Annotated in this window: 24 protein-coding genes; 20 read left to right on the top strand and 4 right to left on the bottom strand. The window is 50.1% G+C overall.

The window, feature by feature from the left end:
- Positions 1-192: 192 nt before the first annotated feature.
- From CSR04_RS07750 to CSR04_RS07720, 7 genes are all read left to right on the top strand, one after another.
- Positions 193-1,656, top strand: coding sequence for a sigma-54-dependent transcriptional regulator (locus tag CSR04_RS07750; protein WP_102795699.1), 1,464 nt, complete (start codon positions 193-195; stop codon positions 1,654-1,656).
- Positions 1,657-1,803: 147 nt separating this feature from the next.
- Positions 1,804-2,379: an NADPH-dependent FMN reductase gene (locus CSR04_RS07745; protein ID WP_172449297.1), complete on the top strand. Its 576-nt coding sequence runs from the start codon at positions 1,804-1,806 to the stop codon at positions 2,377-2,379.
- Between the two features lie 11 nt (positions 2,380-2,390).
- Positions 2,391-3,362, top strand: coding sequence for a zinc transporter ZntB (gene zntB, locus CSR04_RS07740; RefSeq protein WP_102795697.1), 972 nt, complete (start codon positions 2,391-2,393; stop codon positions 3,360-3,362).
- 492 nt (positions 3,363-3,854) lie between these two features.
- Positions 3,855-4,439 (top strand): CBS domain-containing protein, encoded by a 585-nt coding sequence (locus CSR04_RS07735; RefSeq protein WP_102795696.1) that lies wholly within the window; start codon positions 3,855-3,857, stop codon positions 4,437-4,439.
- A gap of 135 nt (positions 4,440-4,574) precedes the next feature.
- Positions 4,575-5,673 (top strand): peptide chain release factor 2 gene (gene prfB / locus CSR04_RS07730; RefSeq protein WP_102795695.1). Its coding sequence is split into 2 segments (ribosomal slippage): positions 4,575-4,649 and positions 4,651-5,673, totalling 1,098 coding nucleotides; the frame shifts between segments, so codons are not numbered across the junction.
- 30 nt (positions 5,674-5,703) lie between these two features.
- Positions 5,704-7,245, top strand: coding sequence for a lysine--tRNA ligase (gene lysS, locus CSR04_RS07725; RefSeq protein WP_102795694.1), 1,542 nt, complete (start codon positions 5,704-5,706; stop codon positions 7,243-7,245).
- A 107-nt stretch (positions 7,246-7,352) separates the two neighbouring features.
- Positions 7,353-7,703, top strand: a complete 351-nt coding sequence (locus CSR04_RS07720) for a four helix bundle protein (protein ID WP_102795693.1) — start codon at positions 7,353-7,355, stop codon at positions 7,701-7,703.
- A 43-nt stretch (positions 7,704-7,746) separates the two neighbouring features.
- Here the strand turns inward: CSR04_RS07720 and CSR04_RS07715 are convergent, their stop codons facing one another.
- The gene (locus CSR04_RS07715; RefSeq protein ID WP_102795692.1) at positions 7,747-8,226 is read right to left on the bottom strand and encodes an FKBP-type peptidyl-prolyl cis-trans isomerase; all 480 of its coding nucleotides are present in this window, start codon (positions 8,224-8,226) and stop codon (positions 7,747-7,749) included.
- 12 nt (positions 8,227-8,238) lie between these two features.
- On the bottom strand, positions 8,239-9,201 hold the full coding sequence (gene ygfZ / locus CSR04_RS07710; RefSeq protein WP_102795691.1) for a tRNA-modifying protein YgfZ: 963 nt from the start codon (positions 9,199-9,201) through the stop codon (positions 8,239-8,241).
- Positions 9,202-9,323: 122 nt separating this feature from the next.
- Here ygfZ and CSR04_RS07705 point away from each other — a divergent pair, with 122 nt between their 5' ends.
- The 3 genes from CSR04_RS07705 to CSR04_RS07695 are packed head-to-tail and all read left to right on the top strand — an operon-like array spanning position 9,324 to position 10,862.
- Positions 9,324-9,575, top strand: a complete 252-nt coding sequence (locus CSR04_RS07705) for an FAD assembly factor SdhE (RefSeq protein ID WP_102795690.1) — start codon at positions 9,324-9,326, stop codon at positions 9,573-9,575.
- On the top strand, positions 9,562-10,005 hold the full coding sequence (locus tag CSR04_RS07700) for a protein YgfX (protein ID WP_146027125.1): 444 nt from the start codon (positions 9,562-9,564) through the stop codon (positions 10,003-10,005). Before CSR04_RS07705 ends, CSR04_RS07700 begins: the two co-directional genes overlap by 14 nt.
- The gene (locus tag CSR04_RS07695; protein WP_172449278.1) at positions 10,002-10,862 is read left to right on the top strand and encodes a MaoC family dehydratase; all 861 of its coding nucleotides are present in this window, start codon (positions 10,002-10,004) and stop codon (positions 10,860-10,862) included. Before CSR04_RS07700 ends, CSR04_RS07695 begins: the two co-directional genes overlap by 4 nt.
- 86 nt (positions 10,863-10,948) lie before the next feature.
- On the opposite strand, the gene nadB is transcribed toward CSR04_RS07695, so the two are convergent.
- Positions 10,949-12,556, bottom strand: a complete 1,608-nt coding sequence (nadB, locus tag CSR04_RS07690; RefSeq protein ID WP_102795687.1) for an L-aspartate oxidase — start codon at positions 12,554-12,556, stop codon at positions 10,949-10,951.
- Between the two features lie 263 nt (positions 12,557-12,819).
- Here nadB and rpoE point away from each other — a divergent pair, with 263 nt between their 5' ends.
- The 10 genes from rpoE to CSR04_RS07640 all read left to right on the top strand — a co-directional run bounded on the left by rpoE (position 12,820) and on the right by CSR04_RS07640 (position 21,400).
- On the top strand, positions 12,820-13,398 hold the full coding sequence (gene rpoE, locus CSR04_RS07685) for an RNA polymerase sigma factor RpoE (protein WP_102795970.1): 579 nt from the start codon (positions 12,820-12,822) through the stop codon (positions 13,396-13,398).
- Positions 13,399-13,440: 42 nt separating this feature from the next.
- Positions 13,441-14,034 (top strand): sigma-E factor negative regulatory protein, encoded by a 594-nt coding sequence (locus CSR04_RS07680; RefSeq protein ID WP_102795686.1) that lies wholly within the window; start codon positions 13,441-13,443, stop codon positions 14,032-14,034.
- A 1-nt stretch (position 14,035) separates the two neighbouring features.
- The gene (locus CSR04_RS07675) at positions 14,036-14,989 is read left to right on the top strand and encodes a MucB/RseB C-terminal domain-containing protein (RefSeq protein ID WP_102795685.1); all 954 of its coding nucleotides are present in this window, start codon (positions 14,036-14,038) and stop codon (positions 14,987-14,989) included.
- Positions 14,986-15,471, top strand: coding sequence for a SoxR reducing system RseC family protein (locus CSR04_RS07670; RefSeq protein WP_102795684.1), 486 nt, complete (start codon positions 14,986-14,988; stop codon positions 15,469-15,471). The genes CSR04_RS07675 and CSR04_RS07670 overlap by 4 nt, the downstream gene beginning before the upstream one ends.
- 126 nt (positions 15,472-15,597) lie before the next feature.
- Positions 15,598-17,394, top strand: coding sequence for a translation elongation factor 4 (gene lepA, locus CSR04_RS07665; RefSeq protein ID WP_102795683.1), 1,797 nt, complete (start codon positions 15,598-15,600; stop codon positions 17,392-17,394).
- A complete protein-coding gene (lepB, locus tag CSR04_RS07660) occupies positions 17,395-18,318 on the top strand; it encodes a signal peptidase I (protein WP_102795682.1) in 924 nt (307 codons plus the stop codon).
- Positions 18,319-18,999, top strand: coding sequence for a ribonuclease III (gene rnc / locus CSR04_RS07655; RefSeq protein ID WP_102795681.1), 681 nt, complete (start codon positions 18,319-18,321; stop codon positions 18,997-18,999). It abuts the gene before it with no gap.
- A complete protein-coding gene (era, locus tag CSR04_RS07650; RefSeq protein WP_102795680.1) occupies positions 18,989-19,897 on the top strand; it encodes a GTPase Era in 909 nt (302 codons plus the stop codon). The genes rnc and era overlap by 11 nt, the downstream gene beginning before the upstream one ends.
- 78 nt (positions 19,898-19,975) lie before the next feature.
- On the top strand, positions 19,976-20,620 hold the full coding sequence (gene pdxH, locus CSR04_RS07645) for a pyridoxamine 5'-phosphate oxidase (RefSeq protein ID WP_102795679.1): 645 nt from the start codon (positions 19,976-19,978) through the stop codon (positions 20,618-20,620).
- 9 nt (positions 20,621-20,629) lie between these two features.
- Positions 20,630-21,400, top strand: a complete 771-nt coding sequence (locus CSR04_RS07640) for a TatD family hydrolase (protein ID WP_102795678.1) — start codon at positions 20,630-20,632, stop codon at positions 21,398-21,400.
- On the opposite strand, the gene CSR04_RS07635 is transcribed toward CSR04_RS07640, so the two are convergent.
- Positions 21,377-22,009 (bottom strand): AhpA/YtjB family protein, encoded by a 633-nt coding sequence (locus tag CSR04_RS07635; RefSeq protein ID WP_102795677.1) that lies wholly within the window; start codon positions 22,007-22,009, stop codon positions 21,377-21,379. The two genes, CSR04_RS07640 and CSR04_RS07635, sit on opposite strands and share 24 nt — an antisense overlap.
- Positions 22,010-22,058: the final 49 nt, after the last annotated feature.

Here is a 22,058-nt window from a genome sequence, read left to right as displayed (position 1 = left end):
GTTCTTAAGCGCTTGATCACAAACCTGAATCTCTCAGGTTGCGATTGACCGGGTAATGGTTAAAATCCAAGGGTAGAATGTCGGATACAAAGATATCAAATAGTTATCCGTTTCTTTATCGAGGGCTGAATGCCATTTCAGTCAGGTTTAATGTCACGCGTGGGTTGTCCGCAACTTTGAGGTCGCTAAGGTATGAGTAAAATTCTGATTATCAGTGGGCTGGAGGCTCGCCGGATAAGTCTTCAGACGGTACTCACCTTTATGGGCGAACACTGCGATTGCGTTACGCCCGACCAGGCCTTTGACTATCTGGCTAAGCAGGGCCCCTATGCCTGTGTGTTGCTGGATGCCGATAGCGGCGAACTTAACGATAAACTGTTACGGCTGCATCCGGCTCAGCCCTTTATTATGGTGGGGGCCGATGGTATGGAACATCAGGGCAACCTGGTGGGCGTATTACCAGAGCCGGTAACCTATCCCCAACTGACCCAGATGTTACATCGCTGTCAGGAATACCTGCAGCGCCGCCCCAGCCAGGGTGGCGCGGTACATAACAAAACAAAACTGTTTCGCAGTCTGATAGGTAAAAGCAGCGGCGTGCAGTTGGTGCGCCATATGATTGAGCAGGTGGCACCAACCGATGCCAATGTGCTGGTGTTGGGGGAATCCGGCACCGGTAAAGAGGTGGTGGCGCGAAATGTACATTACTTGTCTAATCGTCGTGAAGGGCCGTTTATTCCGGTCAATTGTGGTGCCATTCCTGGTGAACTGCTGGAAAGTGAACTGTTCGGGCATGAAAAGGGGGCATTCACCGGCGCGGTGAATTCAAGAAAAGGCCGGTTTGAACTGGCCGAAGGTGGCACGTTATTTCTGGATGAAATTGGCGATATGCCGCTGCAAATGCAGGTTAAGCTGCTGCGGGTGCTACAGGAACGCAGTTACGAGCGAGTTGGCGGCACTAAGCCTATTCAATGTGATGTGCGGGTGATTGCTGCCACCCACCGCGATCTGGAAAATATGATCACCGACGGCAAATTCCGTGAAGATTTGTACTACCGGTTAAATGTGTTTCCTATCGAAAGCCCGCCATTGCGTGAGCGTAAAGAAGATATTCCGCTGTTGTTGCAGGAACTGGTGTCCCGTGCCCTGAGTGAGTCCGGGCGCAGCATCAAGTTTACCGAAGGTGCGTTGAAATCCCTGATGGAGCATCACTGGGCCGGCAATGTTCGTGAATTGTCGAATCTGGTGGAACGCCTGCTGATTCTTTACCCGGATAAAGTGGTGGACGTTAGTGATTTACCGCATAAATACCAGCACCATCAGGCCGATGATTATGAACCTGAGTATCCGGAAGAATTGCTGGAACGCGAAGCCATTAATGCCTTGTTTGGTGATTTTACCGAAGAAGATGACGAAGCCGATGATACCGGCTTCAGTCAAGTCGAAGACCCGGAAGTCAACGGGCAGTCCCAGGCATTGCCAGAACAGGGATTAAACCTGAAAGAATACCTGGCTGAGCTGGAGGTTAGTTTAATTACCCAGGCACTGGAACAGCAGGAATGGGTGGTGGCCCGGGCCGCCGAAGTGTTGGGCATGCGCCGTACTACGTTAGTTGAAAAAATGCGCAAATACGGTATGAGCAAAGGCGACGAATAGCCCCACGCCTCATTATGCTGCCCTATCAACCACTGGCTTTTTTCTGAGCCAGTTCTGGATTGTACTGTGTCTTGCATCTGACCGGTTGGTAATTGTAACCAGCAAGGTTAAGCTGACAGTTCCTTAACGCAAATTGAGATGCACACTATGCCACGTATTCTGGCTTTTTCCGGCAGCAGCCGTAAGGATTCATTTAATCAAAAGCTGGTAAGCATTGCCGCTGATGCCGCCAGGCAGGCTGGTGCCGAGGTCACGCTGATTAATCTTGGCGATTATCCTATGCCAATCTATAACCAGGATTTACAGGATGAACAAGGGCTGCCCGAATCTGCGATGGCCTTTAAGCAACTGTTAATTGAGCATGACGGGCTGCTGATTGCGTCACCTGAATACAACAGTGCTTTTAGCCCGCTACTTAAAAATGCCATTGATTGGGCGTCCAGAGCTGCTGAACCTGGTGAGGCGCCGCTTATTGCCTACCGTGGCAAAACGGCGGCCATTATGTCTTGTGCGCCAGGTGCGTTGGGGGGCTTACGCGGCCTGGTATTTTTAAGAATGCTGTTACAAAACATTGGCGTGATGGTGCTGCCGGGGCAGCGAGCCATTGGTCAGGCGGGCTCTGCATTCACCGAACAGGGGCAGTTAAAAGACGCTGAGCAGCAACAGGCTATCAGCAAATTGGCTGTAGAGCTGGTGGACACCCTGAATAAGCTAAGCCGTTAAGGAGCCGTTTTATGCAAGATGAGGCCTTGATTCACGCACTGCTGCTGGATGGCAAAGGCGGTGCGTCGGTATTGGATTGGCAAGGAGTGAAAAACTGGCAGCCGCAGGACGGGGTGTTGTGGGTGCATCTGGATTATAGCCAGCCGCAAAGTATTGAGTGGCTGGAGCAGGGGGCTGACCTTAATCCCGTGGTCACCGATGCATTACTTACCGGTGAAACCCGCCCCAGAACCATTCGTATCGACAACGGTTTGTTGCTGGCCTTGCGTGGCGTCAACTTAAATCCCGGCGCCGATCCCGACGATATGGTATCGATACGGCTGTGGGTTGAACCAGGGCGCATCATCAGCACCAGAAAACGTCGTTTGCTCTCTGTCACCGATGTTGCCAATGAATTAAAAGCCGGGCAGGGCCCGGCTCGCACCGATGAAGTACTGGCCAGTTTATTGTCCAGACTGGTGGCCAGAATGTCTGACACGGTGGATTATTTCGAAGATCAGGTGGCTGAGTTCGAAGAGCAGGCGCTGGAGCAGCAAAATGCCCAGATGCGCGCCGAACTTGGTCGGGTGCGGCGGCAGATTATCTCTCTAAGGCGCTATTTGGCGCCGCAACGTGAAGCCATCTCTCAGTTGTTGTCTGACCGTATCGATTGGTTTAGCCGCGATGTACGATTAAGTTTTCAGGAAACCCTGGACAGCTTAATGCGCCATGTGGAAGACCTGGATGCGGTGCGTGAAAGGGCTGCCGTTACTCAGGAAGAAATAGGTAATCATCTGGCCGAGCAGATGAACAGTCGCATGTATGTGTTGTCTATTGTGGCCGCGTTCTTCTTACCTTTGGGCTTTCTGACCGGGTTGCTTGGCATTAATGTCGGGGGCATTCCTGGTGCCGAGAACCCATTGGGCTTTGGGGTGTTTATTGCCCTGTTGGTGTTGGTTTGTGGATTGCAGATTGTCTGGTTCAGGCGCAAAGGCTGGCTGTAAACTCAAATTTTATACAATTTAACCGAGAGCTATTGAGTTTTTAGCCAGTTGCTCCATATTGAAGTTATGAGCATTCTTCGGTACCGCCACGTGCGTCAAGCTGTATACCGGCCTCGTTACTTTAGTCTTTTTACAACGGCGTTGTGTTTGCTGGTTTGTTGGCTGGGTAACAGTGCAGGTGTTACCCGTTCCGTCAGCGATTCATCTGTGCTCACTGTTACGCAATATGCTGACGCACAGCTGTTGCAAACGGATCTGGACAAAGACGACTCCAGTCTGGTCGGCTCAGTATCGAACGTTAGCGCTCTAACCCAGCCCTACTTATTCGTTCCTGCATCCCCTCAAGCCGTATACACCGCCAGTATTGGGCTACCACAGCCGCGGGCTCCACCTCTGGCAAGCTGAACCATAAAAAATTTACCCCGTATCGCCTATACTTAAACCTCGGTTTCTTAGCGAGCGGGCGACGTTCAGTTTGTTGGAGAATCCAAAATGACAAATAAAATATTGAAAACCCAGGCTTTAGGCCAGGTGACCCAGTTTTGCTCTACCGAAAGCGTTGAGCCGTTAAACCTTGATAGTGCTGCCGTTAAAGTAGTAACAGATTTTACCCGCCGTAGTCCCCAACTGATAGATAAGGACGTATCTGTTGACCAGGCGCTGTTTATGATGAAAAAAGGCCATGTTAAGGCCAAGTTGGTGGTGGACGCCGATGAGCAGTTTCTCGGTATCGTCAGCTTTGCTGACCTAAGCAGTCGTAAGATACTGATGATCGCCAATCAACGTCAGCAGGACAGAAATGAACTGACGGTGGAGGATGTGATGGTGCCACGCCGGGAATTGCAAGGTATCAGCTATGCGCAATTGAAAAATGCCACTATCGGCGATCTGGTCAATACGCTGCGTAGTTTGGGTGAGCAGCATATATTGTTGGTGGATGAACTGGGGCATTTGCGCGGCCTGATCTCGTCCAGTGATATTGCCAGGGCCTTGCACATACCGCTGGATATCAGCCTTAAAGCCAATAGTTTCAGAGATATTTTCAATGTCCTGCACGAGCATACTGAGCTGGTCTGACAACCTGTGATTCTGTGGATGGCAGGCTGCTGGCCTGCCAATATTCCAACTATTGTCAGGCCGCTGGGCCTGTCATTCCTTTGCGTAATCCGCTAAAATCCGCCTCCTTTGTAAGCAAGATTTGATAGCTGATTTATGTTTGAAATCAATCCGGTAAAAAACGCCTTGGCGAATGTCCGGGAGCGCTCCAATGCGCTCAGGGGGTATCTTTGACTTCGATAGCAAGCAAGAGCGCTTAGAAGAAGTCAATCGCGAACTAGAAAGTCCCGATGTTTGGAATGAGCCAGAACGGGCCCAAGGGCTGGGTAAGGAAAAAGTTGCCCTGGAGAAAGTCGTCGACACTATCGTCGCCCTGGAAAAAGGTGCCGAAGATGTAGAAGGCCTGCTGGAACTGGCGGTTGAGGCCGAAGACCAGGAGACCTTTGACGAAGCAGAAGCGGAGCTGGCGCAACTGGTGGCCAAGCTTGAAGATCTGGAATTTCGTCGTATGTTCTCTGGTCCTAACGACGCCAATGACTGCTATCTGGATATTCAATCCGGTTCCGGCGGTACAGAAGCGCAGGACTGGGCCAATATCATGCTGCGCATGTATTTGCGTTGGGGTGAAGAGCACGGCTTCAAAACCGAGCTGATTGAAGTTTCTGAAGGCGAAGTGGCGGGCATTAAGAGCGCCACCATCCGTTTTCAGGGCGAGTATGCCTTCGGCTGGTTGCGGACCGAAACCGGTGTACACCGCCTGGTGCGTAAATCACCGTTTGACTCGGGGAACCGTCGTCACACGTCCTTTGCCTCGGCTTTCGTTTACCCGGAAATTGATGACGATATTGAGATTGAAATCAATCCGTCTGATTTACGCATCGATACCTACCGTGCCTCAGGCGCGGGTGGGCAGCACGTAAACCGGACCGACTCGGCCGTACGTATAACCCACGTACCCAGTGGTATTGTGGTGCAGTGTCAGAATGACCGTTCACAGCATAAAAACAAAGATCAGGCCTTTAAACAGTTGAAAGCCAAGCTGTATGAAATGGAACTGATGAAGCAAAACGAACAGAAACAAGCCATGGAAGACGGCAAGTCGGATATTGGCTGGGGCAGCCAGATCCGTTCCTACGTGCTGGATGACTCCCGTATCAAGGACCTGCGTACCGGGGTAGAAACCCGCAATACCCAGGCCGTACTGGACGGTGGGTTGGACAGATTTATACAGGCCAGCCTTAAGTCCGGCCTGTAAACGCAATCAGTAATCAGGAATACACAGCAGATGACAGACATGCAACAAGATGAGAATAAATTGATTGCGGAGCGCCGTGGCAAATTGGCCGAGATCCGCAGCAATTGCCCGGCCAATGGTCACCCCAATGAGTTCCGCCGTGAGCACTATAGTCAGGATTTGCAGGATGTCTTTGGTGACAAAGACAAAGAAGAGCTGGTTAGCCTGAATACACAGGTGAGTGTGGCGGGTCGTATACTGGCCAAGCGCGGTCCCTTCCTGCTGCTGCAGGACATGAAAGGCCGCATTCAGGCCTATGCCAGTAAAGAAACACAGCAGGATATTAAACAGCGTTACGGCACCTTGGATATCGGCGATATCATAGGTGTTAGTGGTGCGCTGCATAAGTCCGGCAAGGGCGATCTGTATGTGGATATGGCCGAGTATCAGTTGCTGACCAAGTCACTGCGTCCGCTGCCTGAAAAGTTCCACGGCCTGGCTGATCAGGAAACCAAGTACCGCCAGCGCTATGTTGATTTGATTATGAGTCAGCAGACCCGCGACACCTTCAAAGTGCGCAGTAAGATTATCAACGGCATCCGTAAGTTCTTGACTGAACGTGACTTTATGGAAGTGGAAACGCCGATGTTGCAGGTGATCCCAGGTGGTGCATCAGCCAAGCCCTTTGTCACACACCATAATGCACTGGATATCGATATGTATCTGCGTATTGCTCCTGAGCTTTATCTGAAGCGTTTGGTGGTGGGCGGCTTTGAGCGGGTGTTTGAAATCAACCGCAACTTCCGCAACGAAGGCTTGTCTACCCGCCATAATCCTGAGTTCACCATGATTGAGTTCTACCAGGCGTATGCGGATTATCATGATTTGATGGACCTGACCGAAGATATGCTGCGTACTTTGGCGCAGGATGTATTAGGCACCACGGAAGTCATTAATACCATCCGTGATGCAGACGGTAATGTACTGAGCGAAAAGCGCTATGACTTTGCCCAGCCCTTCACCCGTCTGAGCATGGGCGATGCCATTTTGAAATACTGGCCAGAAGCCGATGAGGCTGCCATTCGCGACCCGCAGAACAATATGGACAGCCTCAAAGCCATGGCCAAGAAGCTGCATATTAAAGAGCCGGAAGTAGACGGTATCTGGGGGCCAGGTAAGTACCTGTGCGAAATTTTCGAAGCGACAGCCGAAGAGCAGTTGGATCAGCCGACCTTTATCACTGAGTATCCGTGGGAAGTGTCACCGCTGGCGCGTCGTAACGATAAAAACCCCTTTATTACCGATCGCTTCGAATTCTTCGTTGGCGGCCGTGAGCTGGCTAATGGTTTCTCTGAGCTCAACGATGCCGAAGATCAAGCTGCCCGTTTCCGCAAACAGGTAGAAGAGAAAGAAGCCGGTGATGATGAAGCCATGCATTACGATGATGACTATATTCGTGCGCTGGAATACGGCTTACCGCCAACAGCAGGTGAGGGTATTGGCATCGACCGCCTGGTGATGCTGTTTACCGACAGTCCTACCATCAAAGACGTGATCCTGTTCCCGCATATGCGCCCGCAGGCTGAGTCTTAAGTTGGAAGTAGGCAGTTGGCTGCATTATCTGCAACTGCCTTTTTTCTTCCCTGCGTCTTGTCACTTTTGCTAAGGTTATTAACCTACTTCGTTGGCAGGGTAAAGGAATGGCCTTTGAGGATCTGGCAGTTTGGAAGCGGTCAGCACGCCTAAGCGCTTCACTGTATCAACAATTAGCCAAGTTAAAAGATTATGGCTTCAAAGAGCAGATAACCCGTTCTGGATTGTCTATTCCAAGTAACATTGCTGAGGGAATGGAACGTCAATTCAACAAGGAAAGGCTGCAGTTTCTGTCTTATGCCAAAGGTTCATGCGGAGAACTTAGAACACAGATTTATATTGGCTTGGAAATTGGGTACATTGAACCCGTCATCGGGAAAGCGTGGTTACAGGATAGTCGGGATATTTCTGCCATGCTTTCAGGCCTAATGGAACATATACAGAAAAAGGAGGCTTAGCCTCCTTCTGCCACCGAATGTCAGCCAACTGCCGACACCGGCTTTAATGGCCGCAGCCGCCTTCGCCGTGCACATGGCCATGGGCCAGTTCCTGTTCGGTGGCGTCACGTACCTCAAGTACCTCTACATCAAATTTCAGGGTCACACCTGACAGCGGATGGTTACCATCTACCACCACCTCGTCATCGGTGATATCAATGATCATCACCGACTGTTCACCGTCATCTGTGGTGGCGCGAAACTGCATACCCACTTCCACGTCCATACCTTCAAACATAGACTTGGGAACCAGTTGGATCAGTTCGTCGTGGCGCTCGCCATAGGCGTTGGCAGGTTCTACTTCGGTAACAAACTTATCACCGGCTTGTTTGTCCAGCAGAGCGTCTTCCAGCCCCTGGATCAGAAAATGCTGACCATGCAAAAAACTCATGGGCTTGCCGTCACGGGAAGAGTCAATCTGCACATCTTCTGTGGTACTGACGGTGTAGTGCATGGTTACAACTTTGTTTGGGGCAATTTTCATGGATAGATAGCCTTAATTTTCAAGTGAATAGGGAAGAGGTAACACCTCGAACAGCACGTCAGGTTGTTGCTTGCTGCGTAGCAAGGTACCCGTTTGTGTATCGTTAGGTAATACAGCCAGCAGCCAAGTCTCTTCGCTTAACGTCGCACAGCTTAACACAGTGCCGCTTCGGCGCCAGTTTTCCTCAAGCTGTACTTCCAGTGCATCGCCAGGTGCCATATTGGTCGCGTGCCTGGCATGAAGAATGTAGGCTGCCCGTTTGTTTTTACCCAGGTAACGGGTACGTGCCACGGTTTCCTGACCCATATAGCAGCCTTTGGTAAAGCTAATGGCATCCAGGGCCTGCATATTCACCATCTGCGGCACAAACTCGGCACTGGTTTGTGCATTAAGTTTTGGCAAACCGGCCTGAATATCCAGCATCTGCCAGAGATTTTCCGTATAAAGATGGTCTGATAGCGCCTCAACGATCTGGGTAGACAGTGGTTTATGCAAACCCACAATATAGCGAATGTCCGGGCTGTCCTGTCTTATGATCACAGACCTGTCGGTGCAATTGATGCCAAGATGGGTTTGCGGTAACTGACAGCCCTGCTTTGTCAGCCAGGCCTCTGGAATTGGCCCGACAATACCAAACCAGGTTAAATCGGTTTTGGTTAATGCGACTTTGGAAAATACCGCATATTTTTTCAGCTCCGGCAGCGATTTCTCTATTGCTTCACTGTCGCTCAACATAAACATCTCTTCGCCTTGGCTAAACACCTGATACAAAGCCCAGGCCTTCCCTTTGGCATCACAATGGCAGGCGTACATGGCTTTATCTGTGGTTAAGCGCTCAAGATCCTGGGTTAACTGGCCTTGCAGATATTTCAGTCTGTCTTCACCGCTGGCCTGAAGCAGGGAAACCTGGCTAAGAGGGATGACAAAATTTGTCGGTAAGCTTGTGCTATTGGCAGTAGATTGAATTGAAGGCATGAAAAGTCAGCAATTGTCAGCAATGCCGGGATCATGGGGGTAAAGCTTAGGTTAAACAAGATCAGTTTGGTGAATTGAGTTAATATGCAGGCAACCCACAAAGTTGTTAAAGAGAGGGCAGGATGTTTACGATGCAAAGAGTCAACCGGATCCGCTGGGCATGTCGTCGCGGCATGCTGGAGTTGGACGTACTGTTTCAGCCTTTTTTTGATGAGGCGTTCAGTGAATTGACCGATGACGACAAGGAAACCTTTGAGCGGCTACTGACTTGTGATGACCCGGATCTGTTTGCCTGGGTAATGGGCCATCAGCAATGTGATGATCCTATGCTGGCCGCTATGGTCGGGACCATAGTTAATCGTGTCAAAGTATAGGATTGAGCTAGGTCATTCAGAATTACAACAGCGATGTCTGGCGGGCTTGTACGGCCTGTTGATCGCCTCAGTATGGTGCTGGCAAGCGCAGGTTTTGCCCTGGCAATGGTGTTGGCAAACACTGGTTACATTGTTTTTATTATATTTGCTGTACCGTCGCTTGAAACAACCTCAGCAAGTTCGTATTTTCAGTCTGTCCGAGCAAGGAGACTGGCAATGGCTGGATGAGCAACAATCCGGCTTAATGCGGATTTCATCCTCAAGCCGGGTTACAGCCTGGTTGTTGTTTATCTCATTGCAGGATGCATTTGATAAGCATCAGCGCCAATACCTCTGTGTGTTTCGCGATGCCATATCAGTCGCCGACTATCGTCGTTTATGTCGTATAATCAGCCAAGGCGTTCACCCCGATTTGGAGGGCAACAGATGAATATCAGACAATTTACCCCGGAGTCTTTGCCCAAAGTACCCGCCATGCTACTTCGGGCTGCGGTTAAATCTGGTCAGCAGGCCCCTGCGCCGCAGCTCCCTGAATTGGTATTGCGCTGTGAAGGATTAAAAGCTGATTCCGATAAACTCGATGAGTATCATGAACTGTTGGCTTGGGATAAAGAACAGGTGCATCCTTGCTGGCTGCATTGTCTGGCTTTACCGCTTCACCTCGGCTTATTGCTGGATAAAGGTTTTCCTTTCAAAGTCATGGGGCTGGTGCATATGGAAAATCATATCACCCAGTACCGACCCGTTAGCCGCCATGAGAAGTTGTCTATTAGTTGTCGCTTCGATAAGTTGCGCCGCCACCGGCTTGGCTGGCAGTTTTCGCTGCTGACGGATATTCAGGTGGGTGAGGAGATGGTTTGGCAGGGGCGCAGTGTCAGCCTTGTAAGACAGGGGGATTTGCCGAAAAGAAGCCTACCTTCCAGCTCAGCCAATTTACCAGCAGGACAACTCTGGCATCTGGATGCCAGTTTGGGTCGTCAGTATGCCAAAGTATCGGGTGATTATAACCCCATCCACTTATATCCCTGGTCGGCGCGTTTCTTTGGCTTTAAATCGCAAATTATTCATGGCATGTGGAGTAAGGCGCGCTGTATTACCGCGCTGGCACCATTGCTGGGAGAGGCTTACAGCCTGAGTGTCAGTTTTCGCAAACCGGTATTTTTACCTTGTGAAGTCAGTTTTCACGCCGAAGAGGGTGAGAATGGTGGCAGCTTCACCCTGGGCTCTGCCGGTGGTCAGGATTTGCATTTAAGCGGAAAATATCAGCCGGTTGTTACGCCGCATTAGTAACAGGCTGAACGGATATGTGAATATCACACAGAGATGAGGCGGAGTCTGAATTCTCCGCCTACCTCCACTTAATGGCACGTTTTTTAGCTAGCTTGATAACGCTCAGGAATAAGGATAGATGGTTGAGGGTTGTCCTGTAGATCGGGGTAGTCCAGATTGTAATGCAGTCCGCGGCTTTCCTTGCGTAACATAGCGCAACGCACAATCAGCTCAGAAACGGTCAGCAGATTACGAAGCTCCAGCAAATTGTTTCCTACTCTGAAATTACTGTAGTACTCATCAATTTCCTGCTTGAGCAATTCTATCCTGCGCATAGCCCGTTCAAGGCGTTTATTGGTGCGTACTATGCCTACGTAATCCCACATAAACAGACGAAGCTCATGCCAGTTATGCTGAATTACCACTTCTTCATCAGAATTACTTACCTGGCTTTCATCCCAGGGCGCAATGTCTTCGTATATATCTTGCTGCTGCAGCCTGGCCTGAATATGTCGGGCTGCGGCTCTGGCAAATACCACACATTCCAGCAGGGAGTTGCTGGCCATGCGATTAGCGCCATGTAAACCGGTATAGGCCACTTCACCGATGGCATAAAGATTTTCAACATCGGTACGGGCATCGAAGTCTGTCATCACGCCGCCGCAGCTGTAGTGAGCAGCAGGTACCACCGGAATCGGCTCACGGGTAATATCTATGCCCAGGGAGCGACATTTGCGATAAATGGTAGGGAAGTGCTTTATAACGAAGTCGGCAGGCTTGTGACGAATGTCCAGGTACATACAGTCAGCACCCAAGCGCTTCATTTCAAAGTCGATGGCGCGAGCCACCACATCACGCGGGGCGAGTTCCGCCAGTTCATGAAACTTATGCATAAAGCGTGTGCCGTCGGCATGGGTCAGGTAAGCCCCTTCACCACGCAAGGCCTCGGTAATAAGAAAATTACGTGCCTGGGGGTGATACAAGCAGGTGGGATGGAACTGATTAAATTCCATATTGGCTACCCGGCATCCGGCTCGCCAGGCCATGGCAATACCATCACCACTGGACACATCCGGATTGGAGGTGTATTGGTACACTTTACTGGCGCCACCAGTGGCCAGTGCCACAAAGCGACTTCGAATCACTTCCACCTGTTCCAGATTGCGGTTCCAGGTATAGGCTCCCAGCACTCTGTTGGTGTTTAGCCGGCTTTTGATCAAATCAACCGCATTGTACCGCTCAAACAACTGAATATTGGGGTGCTGACGCACAGCATCTATCAGAGTGGTTTGCACTGCCTTACCTGTCGCATCGGCGGCATGCAAGATGCGTCTGTGACTGTGGCCGCCCTCGCGGGTCAGGTGGTAGCGCGCTTCCCCTTGTTCATCCGTTTCCTGATCAAAAGGAACGCCAAAATTGATCAACCACTGCATGGCCTGCTTAGCGTTACCAGCGGTAAATTCCACCGCGGCACGCTCACACAACCCGGCACCAGCCACCATGGTATCTTCCACATGGGAATCTATTGAGTCGGTTTCGTCAAATACCGCGGCAATGCCACCTTGTGCATACATGGTTGAACCTTCACCAACAACACTCTTACTCAGGACAATGATTCGACACTGCTGAGCCATTTTTAACGCCAAACTCAGGCCTGCTGCGCCGCTGCCTATGATTAAAAGATCACATTGATGTTCAACCGCTTGATGCATGAGGTAAACTGTTCAGGTTTCATTGAGTTTGGGCATGATACTATATCTTGCGGGTTTGGTATGAATTCCTGTATCGGGCCAATTTTTGCTGGGGACTTGTCGACTTGATTGGTATGCGGTTGGTTACGTGTCAGCCGCACGTTGTTCATGTTGGATGCAAGTTTAAAAAATAATTTCGAACTTTTTTTCAGACCTCGTGTCTATTTAGGTGCTTGCAAGAGCCAATGCATCAGAAAAGCGGTTCAAGAGGGGATGTGGCTCGGATGAGCGAGCAATTTACAGATCAACAGTTGGTTGAGAAAGTACAACAGGGCGACAAAAACGCGTTTAATTTTTTGGTCATTAAGTACCAACATAAGGTCGCCCACTTGGTATCCCGATATGTTAAGAACACTGGTGATGTAGCTGATGTAACTCAGGAAGCTTTTATCAAAGCATACCGGGCATTGCCCAGTTTCCGTGGTGAAAGTGCTTTTTATACCTGGTTATATCGAATAGCCGTTAACAGTGCGAAGAATTATCTGGTGGCTCAAGGTAGGAAGCCGCCAGCCAATGATGTGGACGCAGAGGAAGCAGATTTTTACGACGGCAGCGATGCGCTTAAAGAGAACAGTTCTCCTGAGCGTACGCTGATGTCGGAGCAGATGGAAAAGTTGTTGTTTGACACAGTCGACAAGCTGCCCGAAGATTTACGTATGGCAATTACCCTACGTGAGCTGGAGGGACTAAGCTATGAAGAGATCGCTACCGTTATGGATTGCCCTGTGGGCACAGTACGGTCACGTATCTTCAGGGCGAGGGAAGCGATTGATAAGGTCATTCAGCCCCTGTTACAGAAATAGCCGACACGTGAAAGTGCCCGCGTTAATCAGGAACTTTGTTTAATGAAGCAGCAGAAACTGGAAAACCTCTCGGCCCTGGTAGACGGTGAAGAATCCCTGCAGGGGTTCGAACTGGATATGCAGGCCGAACAGGAACTGGTCGAAAAATGGCGCAACTATCACCTTATTCGTGACGGATTGCGTAAAGAACTGCCTCCTCAACTGGACTTCGATATCAGCAGCAAGGTTGCTGCCGCGCTGGATAATGAGCCGACAATACTGGCACCACAGAAAAAACGTATCCAGGATTTACCTGTGATTGGTCATGTTATTCCGTTGGTTCGCCAGGGGGGGCAATTCGCGATTGCAGCCTCTGTGGCCGTGGCCATGATTCTCGGGGTGCAGCAGCTCAACCAGACACAGCCTGATCAACCCTTTAATTCGGCGCCAGCCCTGGCGGTGCCTGGTATGCAACAAGGTGGATTGTCACCGGTGAGTCTGGAGCAAACCAGGCCGTTACCGCAAACTGATGCACTGGAACAGAAACGCAGAATCAATGCCTATCTTAGCGATCATGAACGGCAGATGCGTTTAAAAGCCAATCAGTTTGATAAAGTTGATGAGCAGAATACCCAGCCCGAGGCGCAGCAAAACTAATATGCGGCGCTGGTGGTATGCCCTTCTAATTTGCATTTCTTTTTCCGCTGCTTCGCAATCTGATGACAGCGCTCAGGCTTGGCTGGACAAGATGGCCTCGGCGCTTAAGCAGCTTAATTACCAAATTTCTTTTGTATTGATTCAGGCCAATGGCGGATTCGAACCCTATCTATGGCGGCATGCTGTAATGGAGGGGATTGAGGTTGAGCACCTGAGCCTGCAAAATGGGCCAGGACGGGAAATTGTGCGCATTGGTGACCACGTCAGCTATTTCGAGCCTAATGTCCCTGCCTATGCTATTCGCTCGGCCAATATTAATGGTCCGTTACCCGTTACCTTGTTCCGCCAGCCAGAATTGCTACAAAATGCGTATGATTTTGTCATGGTTGGACGCAGTCGGGTATCTGGCCGCTCAGCACAGCAAATCCGTATTGTCAGTAAAGACAAGAGCCGGTACGGCTTTAACCTGTGGTTAGACCAGGACAGCGGTCTTATTCTTAAACTGGATATGATGAACCTGCAAGGCGAGCCACTGGAACAGGTTCAGGTAACCTCATTGCATGTTACGCCAGAGCCTGACGAGTATTTTTCCCGTATTGAAGCAGCTAAAATGCCGCAAGCTGTACATTTGCCTGATTTAGATTCAACAACCGCGAAATGGCAGGTGAACTGGTTACCCGTCGGTATGGTGGAAGTGCGCCGTGACATGCACAGACTGCCTCTGACCGGCCAGATGGTTGATTATGTGATGCTCAGTGATGGGTTGGTGGATGTGTCATTGTATCTGCAAGTGGTTGATCCAGGTTCTTCGGAAAATGGTTGGTTAAAATACGGTGCCAACACCTTGCTTTCCCTGCAAAAAGGTCCGGTAGAGATTACCGTTGTGGGTAAATTACCTCCGCAGACCGCCAGTGCTATTGCCAACTCAGTACAAATTGTCGGAAACGAACCATGATCGAAGAATTGGGTGTTATTAAGAAAGTCGATCAGGATCATATCTGGGTGGAAACACAGATCAAAACCACCTGCGGTGGTTGTGTGGCCAATCAGGATTGTGGAACCGGTGCTATCGCTAAAACCTTATCACCGAAAAGCCAACTGTTGATATTCCGCTGTACCAAACCGGCTAATGTCGGCCAGAAAGTCAAGCTGGGCATTCCTGAAGATGATTTACTCAGTGCCTCAGCCTTAATGTATATGCTGCCGTTGCTGGTGCTGATTGCTTCAGCATTAGCTGCCGAATCATTGCTGCCAATGTTTGGGGTCTATCATGAGCTCTGGACAGTTGTGTTTACTGCAAGTGTCACTGCGCTAAGTTTTTTGCAGATTCGCCGACATCTTCAGGGCAGCAAAGGGCGAAAATACCAACCCAAGTTACTGGAATTGGTGCCCTTGCGGGGCACCGGAATTGATATCAGGGAAGTCACCGATAACTAGTTGTGATTTATTCTTGCACCTTCATCACTACAACAAGATCGCAAAGCGCGAAAGAAAACGGTAAAATCGCCGCCTTACATAATTAGTCCAGCTTTCAGATCTTAAGTAGGAATGTCAGACATCAACATGCAGCTCAAGCATATCCGTAATTTCAGTATTATCGCCCACATCGACCATGGTAAATCCACATTGTCAGATCGCCTGATTCAGCATTGCGGAGGCCTGACCGACCGGGAAATGGCTGCGCAGGTTCTGGATTCCATGGATCTGGAACGTGAACGTGGCATTACCATCAAAGCTCAGAGTGTTACGCTCAATTACAAAGCGAATGACGGTGAAACCTACCAGTTAAACTTTATAGATACCCCAGGACATGTGGATTTCTCTTATGAAGTGTCGCGTTCGCTGGCTGCCTGTGAAGGTGCATTGCTGGTGGTGGATGCCGGTCAGGGGGTGGAAGCTCAGACTCTGGCTAACTGCTATACGGCCATTGAAATGGACCTGGAAGTGGTGCCAATTCTTAACAAGATTGACTTGCCGCAGGCCGAGCCCGATCGTGTTGCCGCCGAGATTGAAGATATCGTTGGTATTGATGCCATGAATGCGGTGCGCTGCTCGGCTAAAACCGGTATCGGCATTGATGAAGTACTGGAAGTGATTGTTAAGCAAATTCCACCGCCGCAAGGTAACAGCGAGGGGCCTTTGCAAGCGCTGATTGTGGACTCCTGGTTTGATAACTATCAAGGCGTCGTGTCATTGGTAAGAGTGATGCACGGTGAACTGAAAGCCGGTGACAAGATTAAAATCATGTCCAATGGCCAGGTTCATCAGGTGGATAAAATCGGTATTTTCACCCCTAAAGCTACCGATACCGGTGTATTACGCACAGGTGAAGTGGGCTTTATTATTGCCGGTATCAAAGAGATCCATGGTGCGCCGGTCGGCGATACTATCACTCTGGCGAAACAACCTGCGGAAAAAGCCCTGCCTGGTTTTAAGAAAGTGAAACCTCAGGTTTATGCCGGTATGTTTCCTATCAGCTCAGATGATTACGAAGATTTCCGTGATGCCCTGTCTAAGTTGAGCCTGAATGATGCTTCCCTGTTCTTTGAACCAGAAAACTCCAGTGCACTGGGTTTTGGCTTTAGGATCGGTTTCCTCGGCATGTTGCATATGGAGATTGTGCAGGAACGCCTGGAGCGGGAATATGATCTGGATCTGATCACCACAGCGCCTACCGTGGTTTATGAGGTACTGACGACTAAAGGTCAGACAGTACAGGTGGACAACCCATCTAAGTTGCCGCCGGTAAACGATATTGAAGAAATTCGCGAACCTATCGTGGAAGCCAATATTCTGGTGCCCAAGGATTACCTGGGTAATGTAATTACTCTGTGTATCGAGAAACGTGGGGTACAAACCCATATGACCTATCACGGTAATCAAGTGGCGGTGACCTATGAACTGCCAATGGCCGAAGTGGTCATGGATTTCTTTGACCGTTTGAAGTCTACCAGCCGGGGCTTTGCTTCACTCGATTATAACTTTAAGCGTTTCCAGACCGCCGATATGGTGCGATTGGATATTTTGGTTAACGGTGAGCGGGTGGATGCGCTGGCTGTTATCACGCACAGAGAAAATGCCCAATACCGTGGCCGGGATCTGGTAGAGAAATTGCGTGAACTGATCCCCAGACAGATGTTTGACATTGCCATTCAGGCGGCTATCGGTAACCATGTGATAGCGCGTAGTACCGTTAAACAGTTACGTAAGAACGTTATCGCCAAGTGTTATGGCGGTGACGTAAGTCGGAAGAAGAAACTTCTGCAGAAGCAGAAAGAAGGTAAAAAACGGATGAAGCAGGTAGGGAATGTGGAGCTGCCGCAGGATGCCTTCCTGGCCGTACTGAAAGTAGGAAAGTAAATGGCAAATTATTTCTCGATAGGCCTGGTACTGGTTACCCTGGCATCTGGCCTAATCTGGCTGGCGGACGCTCTGCTTTGGGCACCTAAGCGCAAGGAAAAAATGGCGCTGGCCAGAGCCAGCAATCAAGCCAATCTGGACGATGAGACCTTGCAAAAAATTGCACCAGAGCCTTATCTGGTTGATACAGCCAAGCAGATCTTCCCGGTCATTGCCTTTGTGCTGGTCTTGCGTTCGTTTTTGTATGAACCCTTTCAGATCCCTTCCGGTTCGATGATGCCAACCTTGTTGGTGGGTGACTTTATTCTGGTGGAGAAGTTCACTTACGGCCTGAAAGATCCCGTCGCGAGAAATAAATTTATTGAGGTGGGGGAACCTGCTCGTGGCGATGTGGTGGTGTTCAAATATCCTGAAGATCCCAACACCGATTTTATCAAGCGAGTCGTGGGGTTGCCGGGTGATACCGTGGTGTATCGAAATAAGCAGGTATTTATCAAACCCGCCTGTGATGTAACGGTAACTCCGCAATGCCCCGGTATGAAGCCAGTTGAACTGACCTTTGAGCAGCGTGGTGAATTTTTCCAGGATCTGGTGCCTCTTGAGCGTTTTACCGAACAACTTGGTGAAGTGAGCCATCAGATTTTGCGTAATCCGGCCGTTCCCCCTCATGCACAGATGTATTACAAGCAACCTGGTACCGCAGCCGACGAATTTCTGGTGCCGGAAGGGCAATATCTGGTACTGGGGGATAATCGCGATAACAGTCGTGACAGCCGCTACTGGGGTTTTGTGCCGGACGATAATTTAGTCGGTAAAGCCGTGGCGATTTGGATCAGTTTTGAATTTGACCGTGAACCCAGTAGCTGGGTGCCTGGTTGGATCCCAACTGGTGTGCGTTTCTCCAGAATTGGTGGTATCCACTAGATGCTGGATCCTTATAAAAGCCTGCACAAAAAGTTAGGCTATCAGTTTAAGGATATTGGCTCACTGGAACTGGCGTTAACGCACAGAAGTGCCGCCAAGCAGCACAATGAACGCCTGGAATATCTTGGTGACTCGGTGCTGGGCATGGTGATTGCCAGGGCCCTTTATCTGCGTTTCCCCGAGCAGCCTGAAGGCAAGCTGACCCGAATGCGGGCTACTTTGGTGAAAGGCGATACACTGGCCGAACTGGCGCGGGAATTTGAACTGGGTGACTTGCTCAAATTAGGGCCGGGAGAATTGAAAAGTGGCGGTTATCGGCGTGATTCTATTTTGTCGGATGCCATGGAAGCCCTTATTGGCGCCATTTTTCTCGAAGCGGGCTTAGATACCGTAGATAAACTGATACTGAACTGGTATGCCAGTCGCATTGAGCAACTGGACCCCAATGTACATCCCAAAGATCATAAAACCCGTTTGCAGGAATATTTGCAGGGCCGGAAGTTACCCTTACCTGACTACGAAGTGGTGGATGTGAAGGGCAAGTCCCATGACCAAACCTTTGTGGTGGAATGCCGGGTGGCCGAACTGACAGATGCGGTGCGTGCTAAGGGCAACAGTCGTCGCCGTGCTGAACAACAGGCCGCTAAAATGGTACTGGAGAAACTGAACCATGCAAGCTGAATCTACAACCTACTGCGGCATGGTGGCCATTGTGGGTCGACCCAATGTGGGTAAATCCACTTTGCTGAATAAACTGCTGGGGCAGAAAGTCAGTATTACCTCGCGAAAACCACAAACCACCCGTCACCGTATTCTGGGTATTGATACCGAAGGTGAATACCAGGCGATATATGTGGATACGCCAGGACTACACAGAGAAGAAAAGCGTGCCATCAACAAATTGATGAACCGTGCAGCCTCAAGTTCGTTAGGTGAGGTGGGGTTGGTGTTATTTGTGGTGGAAGGCACCCGCTGGACCGAAGACGATCAAATGGTATTGAGTAAGATCCAGGATTCCGGTCTTGAATGCTGGGTGTTGGTGAATAAGATCGACCAGATTAAAGACAGGGATGCCTTATTGCCACATCTGCAATGGTTATCCAGCCAGCATGGCTTTAAACAGGTTATACCCGTCTCTGCCAAACAAGGCAGTAATCTGGAGCGCTTACGGGAACTGGTGCAACAAAGCTTGCCCGAGTCTGAGTTTTATTTTCCTGAAGACTACGTGACCGATCGTTCGTCACGTTTTATGGCAGCGGAAATTATTCGCGAAAAGCTGATGCGTTTTACCGGCGATGAATTGCCCTATTCGGTGACGGTGGAAATAGAACAGTTTAAGTTGTCTGACAAAGGCGTCTACCAGATAAACGGTCTGATTCTGGTGGAACGGGACAGTCAGAAAGCCATGGTCATTGGCAAGGGCGGCCAACGTCTTAAGACCATTGGTCAGGAAGCCAGACAGGACATGGAACGCTTGTTTGACAATAAAGTGTTTCTGGAACTTTGGGTGAAAGTGAAATCCGGATGGGCAGATGATGAAAGGGCGCTGCGCAGTCTGGGGTATGGAGACAACGACTAACGCCACCGGCTAACAGTGCAAAGAGGCTTTGAACTGCCTCTTTCACGACTGCACTGCCCCCGCATTTGGAGAGAGATTATGTTGGATAAACTTGCTGACATTCGCCGGGAGTACAGTCGCGGGGGATTGGACCGTCAGGATTTGCATGACGACCCCATAGTACAGTTTGACGCCTGGTTGAAAGACATTATTGATACCGGGCTACCTGATCCGACCGCAATGACAGTCGCGACCGTTGATGCCAATGGGCAACCTTCACAGCGTATTGTGTTGCTTAAAGATGTCAGCCCTGATGGCTTTGTGTTTTACACCAACCTGGGCAGTCGTAAGGCTGAAGAGCTTAAACAAAACCCGCGTATTTCCCTGCATTTTCCCTGGCATATCATTGAACGCCAGGTAAAAGTCTGTGGCGTGGTGGAGTCGCTATCCAGCCTGGAAGTCAGCAAATACTTTCTGTCCCGCCCCCGAGAGAGCCAACTTGCGGCCTGGGCCTCACAGCAAAGCCGCCCAATATCGACCCGGCAGTTGCTGATGAGTAAATTTGCTGAGGTAAAAGACAAATTTGCCAAAGGGCAAGTGCCGTTGCCCAGCTTTTGGGGTGGGTACAGAGTTATTCCACATGAAATCGAGTTTTGGCAGGGGGGCGAGCACCGATTGCACGACAGGTTTGTGTATCGTCGTCAGCCCGACAACACTTGGCAGATAGAACGTTTAATGCCTTAAGGCGCTAACGTGATTGACAGCCATTGCCATCTGGATTTCAGCGATTTTGATCATGACCGGCAGGTGCAGATTGCACAGGCAAGGCAGCATGGCGTTACGGATATCGTTATCCCAGGTGTCAGCGCTGCGCAATGGCCAAAGCTGATTACCTTATGTCAGGCTAATTCCCACCTGCATTTCGCCCTGGGCCTGCATCCTTATTTTCTGGCCGACTTTCAATCTGAACACCTTGAGCAACTGGACGGCCTGTTGCAGGAATATGCAGGGCAGGTGGTGGCCGTTGGCGAAATAGGTATTGACCTGGTCATCGACGCCGACGCAGGGCTACAGGAACAGGTGTTTATGGCGCAGTTAAAATTGGCCGAGAAGCACCAACTGCCGGTGATTATTCACCACCGTAAGTCTCACCATCTGATTCTGCATTGCCTTAAAACGGTGCGCTTTACGCAGGGCGGTGTGATACATGCCTATTCCGGCTCAAAGCAGCAAGCCCAGGCTTATATTGGGCAGGGGTTCAAACTGGGGGTTGGCGGCACTATCACTTATCCCAGAGCGCGTAAAACCCGCCAAGCCATAAGTCAGGTGCCACTTGAAGCTTTGCTGCTCGAAACCGACAGCCCGGATATGCCCATGAGCGGGCGTCAGGGGGCTAGAAACAGCCCAGTATATCTAAGCCAGGTACTTGACAGCCTGGTTGCCCTTCGCCAAGAGTCACGTCAACAACTGGAAAGGCAAACCGAGCAGAACACCCGCCAGTTATTTAAACTCAATAGGTCTTGATGCTGGAGATGGCACTGTCACCAGTTTACGGTAACGAACCTTATAAAAAGCACGGGTCACCAGTACACCAATCGCAAAGGCAAGCAATAACAGCGCGTATGTTTGCTGGCGGCGGTGATCCTGAACCTGAGTCTGGAAATGCATGATGGCCTGGCGGTCCATAATAAGGCGAATGTAGCCCAGTAGTTTATCGTCCTGAAACACTTCTTTGACGTACAGCATGGGTTGATTTGATACCTGAGTTTTGAACATATCAACCAGGTCCAGACTCTGTCCGGCTTCGTACATTAACTCACCATATTCATTGTGCAAGGTGGCATTTAACACGTGGTTGTCTTCCACCAACTGCTGCAAGGTGCGCTGTACGGCGTTAATATCCTGATCCTGCATCAGGCTGGCGGCCAGTTTTGCGCTATGGGAAACCAGGCTGTTACCTAACTGATCCGCCTGGGCGCTTAAAATTTGCTGATCCTGCTCAACGCTGGATAGCCAGATATTAATACCAACAGCCGCAGCCACCACCGCCAATCCCAGATTGGCCAGACGTTTGTAGATGGAATAGGTGCTGGGTAACCCCCATTCCAGATGAAATAAATGCTTGGTATTCATATGCCGCTACAATAGGGGATCGGTGATTAATTGCAAGTGCATAGCAAGG

Origin of the sequence: Bowmanella denitrificans (assembly GCF_002887595.1) — a bacterium.
GTDB lineage: Bacteria > Pseudomonadota > Gammaproteobacteria > Enterobacterales > Alteromonadaceae > Bowmanella > Bowmanella denitrificans.
Note: the sequence above shows the minus strand (reverse complement) of the source record. Positions and strands in the feature narration are given on the sequence as shown.